The organism is Kitasatospora sp. NPDC093806, from assembly GCF_040683335.1.
In the GTDB taxonomy this organism is placed as follows: Bacteria; Actinomycetota; Actinomycetes; order Streptomycetales; family Streptomycetaceae; genus Kitasatospora.
Map to the genome: position 1 here is coordinate 90,241 of NZ_JBFBDO010000020.1, position 7,481 is coordinate 97,721.

6 protein-coding genes and 1 pseudogene are annotated in these 7,481 nt (G+C 73.9%); all 7 read left to right on the top strand.

Going from position 1 to position 7,481, the window contains the following annotated elements; genetic code table 11:
• Positions 1 to 110 precede the first annotated feature (110 nt).
• Entirely contained in the window at positions 111 to 1,583 is a 1,473-nt protein-coding gene (locus AB0N76_RS13465) for an SCO6880 family protein (RefSeq protein WP_363556441.1), read from the top strand.
• A 34-nt stretch (positions 1,584 to 1,617) separates the two neighbouring features.
• The gene (locus AB0N76_RS13470) at positions 1,618 to 2,067 is read left to right on the top strand and encodes a DUF6238 family protein (RefSeq protein ID WP_363556443.1); all 450 of its coding nucleotides are present in this window, start codon (positions 1,618 to 1,620) and stop codon (positions 2,065 to 2,067) included.
• A gap of 17 nt (positions 2,068 to 2,084) precedes the next feature.
• Complete coding sequence (locus AB0N76_RS13475) at positions 2,085 to 3,614, top strand: ATP-binding protein (RefSeq protein ID WP_363556445.1); 1,530 nt, start codon at positions 2,085 to 2,087, stop codon at positions 3,612 to 3,614.
• 145 nt (positions 3,615 to 3,759) lie between these two features.
• On the top strand, positions 3,760 to 4,830 hold the full coding sequence (locus AB0N76_RS13480; RefSeq protein WP_363556447.1) for a hypothetical protein: 1,071 nt from the start codon (positions 3,760 to 3,762) through the stop codon (positions 4,828 to 4,830).
• Positions 4,831 to 4,921: 91 nt separating this feature from the next.
• On the top strand, positions 4,922 to 5,650 hold the full coding sequence (locus AB0N76_RS13485) for a hypothetical protein (RefSeq protein WP_363556449.1): 729 nt from the start codon (positions 4,922 to 4,924) through the stop codon (positions 5,648 to 5,650).
• A 33-nt stretch (positions 5,651 to 5,683) separates the two neighbouring features.
• Positions 5,684 to 6,181 (top strand): hypothetical protein, encoded by a 498-nt coding sequence (locus AB0N76_RS13490; RefSeq protein WP_363556451.1) that lies wholly within the window; start codon positions 5,684 to 5,686, stop codon positions 6,179 to 6,181.
• A gap of 96 nt (positions 6,182 to 6,277) precedes the next feature.
• Positions 6,278 to 7,481, top strand: a pseudogene (locus tag AB0N76_RS13495) (hypothetical protein); the annotation flags it as partial.

Below are 7,481 nucleotides of genomic sequence, written 5' to 3' on the forward strand. Positions count from 1 at the left end.
ACGCCCCGGGGGGCGGTGCCCCCCCGCACCCCCCCTGTCCCGGGGGGGGGCCGCGTTTGCCGCCCCGCCCCGGGCCCCACCCCCGCTTCCCCCGCCGAAGGAATCCAGCGATGCCCTCCGTCCCGAAGCCCGACGCCGTCCCCGTGCCGGTCAAGTTCCCCCACCGTTCTAAGCGCGGCATCCTCCTCGGCCTCAGCGCCTCGCAGCTGATCACCGTCTCGGCCACCGGCCTGCTGCTGCTCGCCGTCCTCGTCACCTGCGGTGTCGTCGGCGCTCTCCAGCTCGTTCCCTTGTGGGGCGCTGTCGGCGCGTTCGTCTTCATCCGCTACCGGGGCCGTACCCTGGCCGACTGGGCGCCGATCGCCGTCCGGTACGCGCTGCGCCGTGCCCGGGGCCAGCTGGTCTGGCTCGCCCGCCCCGCCTCCCGGCCGGTGCGCGAGGGCCTGCTGCACCTGCCCGGCAGCGGGGCCAGCCTGCGCGTGGTCACCTCCCCGGACCGCCGCTACGGCGCCGTCCACGACCCGCACGCCGGCACCCTCACCGCGATCGTCAAGGTCTCCTCCCGCGCGTACGCCCTGCTCGACCCCGGCACCCAGAACGCCAACGTGGGCGGATGGGGCCGCGCGCTGGCGGCGCTCGCCCGCACCGGACACGTCGCCCGGATCCAGGTGATCGAACGCACCGTCCCCGACTCCGGTGACGCGCTTCGCCGGTACTGGGAGGAGCACGCCAGGCCGGACGCCCCGCTGGCCGGCGCCCTCTACGGCGAACTGATCCGGGGCGCCGGCCCGGCCGCCGCCCCGCACGAGTCCTACGTCGCCATCGCGCTGGACTTCAAGGCCTCCCGGCGCCTCATCAACCAGGCCGGCGGAGGGCTCACCGGAGCCTTCAGCGTGCTCGCCCAGCTGACCTCCGCCTTCGAGCAGGCCGCCCGCACCGCGGGCCTCAACCCGACCGGCTGGCTGTCCGCCACCGAGATCGCCGCCGTCGCCCGCACCGCCTACGACCCCACGTCCCTCGCCGCGCTGGACCGCTGGTCCGAGGACGGCCGCCCCGCCGCCGACCCGGCCGCCGCCGGCCCGGTGGTCGTCGTGGAGAAGGCCGACCACATCTCGACCGACTCCGCGCACCACACCACCTACTGGGTGGAGAACTGGCCCCGCACCGAGACCAGCCCCGGCTTCCTCCACCAGGTGATGTTCGCCTCCGGCGTGCGCCGCACGGTCTCCCTGGCCTACGAGCCGAAGGACCTGGACGCCGCGATGCGCGACGTGCAGCGCAAGAAGGCCAGCGTGATCGCGGACTCGGCCGAGCGCGCTCGCAAGGGCCAGGTCGCCTCCGAGGCCGACTCGGTGGAGTACCAGGACATCCAGGCCCGCGAGCGGCAGCTGATCGCCGGCCACGCCGACGTCGCCCTGACCGGCCTGCTGACCGTCTCGGCCGACACCGAGGAGGAACTGCGCGCCGCGTGCGCGGTGGTGGAGACCGCCGCCGTCGGCGCCCAGCTCGACCTGCGCCCGCTCACCTGGCAGCAGGCCGAGGCCTTCACCGCCTGCGCACTCCCCTTCGCACTCGCCGTCTGATGCCGGCCCGCCTCCCTTCCGAAAGAGCACCCCGATGCCGGCCACCACCGCCACCGCGCAGGACTTCGTCCCCTACGCGACCGCCGCGATCGACTTCCACCGCGCGCTGAACGTCCCCGCAGGCCCGCTCGTCGCCTCCCGGGCCGAACTCAACTCCCTCCACGAACACGTTGTCTCGCTGCACGGCCTCCTGGACGCCCACGCCCAGCGCACCTCCCCGCTGCTGCCGGGCGAGGGCGACCACCTGAAGGCCACGCGCACCCGCCTGTGGCAGGCCGCCGAACACCTCCACGCCGCCTACCACTCCTCTCCCCGGCCGGGCAGCGGCGAAGTGCCCGACGCCGAGGCATGCCGGGGCCGCCGGCCCGAGGGCGCCCCTCAGCTGTCGATCTGCCGCCGCCACCAGGAGGCCGCCCAGCTGATGCGCCGCCGCACCACCCCCGCCGACCTGCACTCCCCCTTCACCGGCCTCGTCCGCCACTGACCCCGGAATCCGTGATCATGCCCAGGAACCGCGCCACCGCCAGCCCCCTGTTCGTCCCCCGCAAAACCACCCGCGCCCAGCAGCGCGCCGCCCGCGCCGAGTTCGCCGAAGCCCGCAGCAAGGCCCGCCGCGCCCAGGCCCCTACCGCGCGCCGGGAGTTCGAGGGCCTCGACCCCGCGCTCCAGGCCACCTACCCGGCGTCCGGACGGCCCGGACCGGCGTCCGCCCGCGGCGGCCGGCTCCGCCTGCCCAAGCACCGCATGACCACCGCCGTCGCCGGCGGCGCCTACCCCTTCCTCGCGGAGGCCGGCCTCGGCGCCGAGGGGGTCTTCGTCGGCCGTGACCTCCACGCCGAAGGCTCCTTCTGCTTCGACCCGTTCACCCTCTACAACTCCGGCCGCATCGAGGGGTTCACCAACCCCAACGCGGTCCTGTGCGGAGTGATCGGCATGGGCAAGTCGGCGCTGGCCAAGTCCATCGCCATGCGGTCCATCGCCCACGGCTACAAGATCTACATCCCGTCGGACCCGAAGGGCGAGTGGTCCGCTCTCTCCGAGGCCCTCGGCGGCCAGACCATCGCGCTCGGCCCCGGCCTGCCTGGGAAGCTGAACCCCCTGGACGCGCCCGCCCGCCCGGCCGGGGTGAGCGAGGAGGACTGGACCGGCGAGGTCCGCAAGCGGCGCCTCCTGCTGCTGGCGAGCCTGGCGGCCACCGTGCTCAAGCGCGACCTGCTGCCGATGGAGCACACCGGCCTCGACGTCGCCCTGGACCTGGCCGTCGCCGAGGCCGAGGCGGCGGGAACGGTGCCGCTCCTGGGCGACATCGCCCACGCCCTCGGCCGCCCCGAGCGCCTGGACGCCGCCCTCGGCGAGGACGCCGGCGGCCTCGGCCGCGCCGTCGACGACCTGGCCCACGCCCTGCGCCGGCTCGTCCACGGCGACCTCTCAGGAATGTTCGACGCGCCCTCCACGGTGGCATTCGACCCGGACGCGCCGATGCTGTCCATCGACCTGTCCCGGCTCGGCAGCAGCGGCGACGACACGGCCCTGGTCCTGGCCATGACCTGCGCGAGCGCGTGGATGGAGTCCGCGCTCGCCGACCCCGCCGGCGGCCGCCGGTGGGTGATCTACGACGAGGCGTGGCGGATCATGCGGCACGTCGGCCTGCTGGAGCGCATGCAGCAGCAGTGGAAGCTGAGCCGGGGCCTGGGCATCGCCAATCTGCTGATCCTCCACCGGCTTTCCGACCTGCTGTCCGCCGGTGACGCCGGATCGCGCGGGCGCGTCCTCGCCGAGGGCCTGCTCGCCGACTGCAGCACCCGGATCACCTACCGGCAGGAGCCGGACCAGATCACAGACTCCATGGCCCTGCTCGGCCTCACCGGCGTCGAAGCCCAGGCCATCGCAGCGCTCCCCCGTGGTCGGGGTCTATGGAAGGTCGCGGGCCTGTCCTTCATCGTCCAGCACCTCCTCCACCCGAGCGAACGCCGGCTCTACGACACCGACTTCCGCATGTCCGAGCGCCCGCCGGTCCAGGAATCGCGATAACCACCCGGCCCCGCAGCGGCTCGCACCGGCTCCACCCCCGGAGGCCGTAGCAGCAGTTCCCGGCCCGTCCAAACCCCCGCCTCGCGACACCATCGGTGCGCCCCCACCACTGGGCCCCAGGCCCCGTCCATGACAGGACCGTTCCATGCACCCCAGCCAGCTGGTCGTCCGGTTCACCGAGACCGCCACCGGCGTCCGCACTTCCATCCATCACGCCGGCCAGGCGGCTCCCCTCACCCCGACGACGTCCGGCCCGTTCCCCGACATCACCACGCCGCTGGCAGCGCGAGGCATCCCGTACACGGCCACCAGGTACATCGAGGCCGAACTGCCCGATGAAGCCATCCTGTTCATCACCCCTCGCTACCACCGCGAGGCGATCAGCGGCTGGTTCGTGACCCGGGAGGGGCCGGGCCGCGAGTTCGAAGAGCTGTACGACAGCGATGTGGGCGGTGTGAACGAAGAGCACGGCGGCGCCGTCGGGCCGATGCTCGCCGTGGTCGACGAGCACCTCGACCGGATCGGCGTCCCTACCCGCCAGCAGGTGCAGGCCCGCCGGGCGGGTGCCGAGTCAGTACTCCACCGCGCCGGCTTCGTCGCCGCCGGCCGGCTGCACGAGACCTACTACCGCCTCCCGGCCGCCATGGTCGACCCCGAGGAGCGCCGGACCGCCGTTGCCGGGGCCGTCGGCCGCCTCCAGTCCGCCGGCTACGGCGTCGAAGACGCGGCCGGTCTGCCCGTCCTTGCCGTGCCGCCCACAGCACTACCGTCCCTGCCGCTGGCCCAGGTTGGCGAATCCATCGCTTCGTCCACTCACACCCAGGAGATGGTGGCCGCGCTCAGCGAGCTCACCGCTCCCGGCGACGGCGTCATGGACCAAGTCCTCGATGCTCTCCACGAGACCGCCTCCTGGTGGGAGGGGCTGGGCGGCGCCGCCGATCCCTACTACGCCGCGCGCCTGCGCTACCTCGCGGACATGGCCGACGGCTACGTCCGCGAGGTCCGGGCGATGCGCGATGACCTCGCCGACCGCCACACCCCCCACCCAGGACCTGCTCGCCCTGCGGTGCGCGGCGCGGCCGACCGCCTCGACGCCCGGGCAGCCGCCGCGCTCGCCACCTCCCCGGCCGCCGCGCGCACCCCGACCGGCCACCCCTTGGAGGCCGTACGTCCCGCCGCCGTACCCGCTGCCCGCACCGCCGCTCCTCACCGCTGACCTGCCCGCCCGCAAAGGAGCGCTCATGCCCACCACCCACAGACCGCGCCCGCCTCCGACCATCAGCACCACCTCGAAGCGGAGTCCCGTCGTGCCTGCCGAAGCCCCTCACGCCCTTCCCGACGTCGCCATCGGGCGCCACCCCAACCACGGCATCATCGCCTCTCTGCCCACCAAGTCGGCCGCAGCCCAATGGATGCTGGAGCGCCTCGACTTTCGGCAACTGCCAGGCAGTCCCCACCTGTACGCGTTGACCGACCAGCACCGCGAAGCCCCCGAGCGCGCCGCCTGGGCCGCCAAGCTCCTCACCGGCGCCGGCTACCGCGTCCACACCGACATGCCCCTGGCCCCCGAGAACGCCAGCAGCCACGCACAGACCCAGGAACGGCCGGCCACCGTCGAACCGGAGCGCACCCCGGCGCCGGAGGCCGAACCGGAGATCGCCTTCGCCGAGCACCCGACCCTGGGCATCGTCGGCGCCGCCGGAGACCACTACCTCAGCGTCGGGGACTGCGCCCTGTCCAGCGAGGGCTGGCGCCACCACCCGGGCCTGGACGTCTACCTGCCCCCTCCCGGCACCCGGGCCGAGACCCTCGACTCGGTGGCCCGCATCACGGTCGACCTGCAGCAGTCCAACCTCCAGGTGGCGATGATGCCCGGCCTCGCCGAGGAGATCGCCGCCCTCCGCGCACCGGCTCAGCAGGCGTTCACCACGCACAAATTCCGCGTCGACGAGGCCGCGCTCAAGGCGCCCGCCACCCCCGTGAGTCCGCCTCCGGCAGCGGTCGACCCGCGCATCGCCTACGCCCACGCCCGCTGATCACCCCACCCCCACCATCAAGGAGCAGAGCGCATGGCCGTGAAGAAGGTCTGGCAGATCACCCACTCGTGTGGCCACGTGAGCGAGCGGGACCTCGGCAACCGCCCGGCCGACCGCCGGGCCGGGTTCGCCGACTGGCTCGCCAGGCAGGACTGCACCGACTGCTGGCGGGCCGCCAAGGACGGCGACGAAGCCGACAAGGCGGCGTGGCTGGAGGCCAAGCGCGCCGCCGAGCAAGCCGAGTCGGAAGCCTGGTCCGCGCAGTTCCGGATGCCGCCGTTGGAGGGCACCGAGCGGGGCATCGCCTGGGGCGTGCGCTGCCGCCACCAGGTCCTCGCCGCCGCCTACACCGCACTCGTCGTCGACTCCGGCATGCCGGAGCCCGAGTGGGAACGGATCGAGGACCAGGCGCGCACGATCACCCGCGCCGGCTGGTGGATCGACCAGCGCTCCTGCGAGCCGGGCGACCTGCCCGAGCTACTGGAGGCCGCCGCAGACGCCGACCGGCCGACCGAGAACCCCTTCGTCTAGCACCGTTCTGCGGCCGGGCCAAACCGTCGGATCCGCGGATTCTTCCTCCTGCCGGCGCACCCACCTGGCCCCACCGCCCGTCCGAGAGGGGACGCCGTGATCGCCCGTCTGCAGCGCGCCGCCACCACGGCCGCGCTGATTCCCGCCCTCTACGGGCCGGAGGACTCCCACCATCGGCTGCGCCCCCGTCTGATCGACGCCGACTACCGCGGTGCCGACAGGCAGCTGCCCCTGTTCGGCGACCTGCGGGAGGTCCTCGGCGGCGGTGTGCTGGACGAACCGGCCGCGCGGATCGGCTCCCGGGCACCCGAGCGGCCGGTGTGGATGTGCTCGGTGCGTTCCGACCCCCGTCACCCGGATCTGACCGACGCCCAATGGGCCGATGTCGCCCGGCGGCTGGTCTCCGCGACCGGACTCGCCCCCGCCGACAAGCCCGACGGCTGCCGGTGGGCGGCGATCCGCACTCTCGACCGCTGCGTGCACATCGTCGCCACCGTCGTCCGTGAGGACGGCGGCGTGCACGGTACCTACCGGGATGCCTTCCACGCCCAGGCCGAGTGCAACCGCATCGCCGCCGAGCTCGGCCACCTCGTCAGGTCCGTCCCCTCCGTCACCACCGCCAAGGACTACCGCATGCCCTCGCCCGTGATCACCATCAGCGCCGAGCCGAGCGGAAGCGTCGTCGCCAAGGGTTCCAGCGACGACCTCGCAGCCAGCCTGCTCAGGCACGCGGGGTTCCGCGAGAGCAACGACTGGTACGGCCGCCGGCACCGGCTGCCCACCACCACCGTCCCCGCCGACCGGGCCGCCATCGCCACGCACGCCGCCGAGATGCTGCGCGCCGCCCGCTACAGCGTCGACCTCGATCCCGTACTCGACACCGGCCAACTCACTTCCCCTGCCGTCGGTCGGCAGGTCCTCGAGTTCACCGATCAGATCCGCAGTGCCACCACGTTCGCCGAAGCCGCCGGGGTCCTCGACCAGCTGCTCGATGCCGACGAAGGCATCCTCGTCCGCCTCCAGGAGGCCCTGGAGGCGACCGCCGAGCAGATCACCGACCTCGACCCCGACCAGTACGAACTCGCCGACCGGTTCGGCGCCGCGTCCGAGCAGCTCGCCACCGCCCAGGACGAGCTGGCCGGAGCTGTCGACAAGGTGCGGGACGTGCGCCTGGACACGGCCACCGCCCAGGCGCCGGTGCCGTACGCCGTGGCCGCCACCGTCGCGGCCCGCGCCGCCTCGCCGGCCGTGACCGCCCTCGGCCTGCGCGCCGGCGCCCCGCGCACCGCCACCGCGCCTG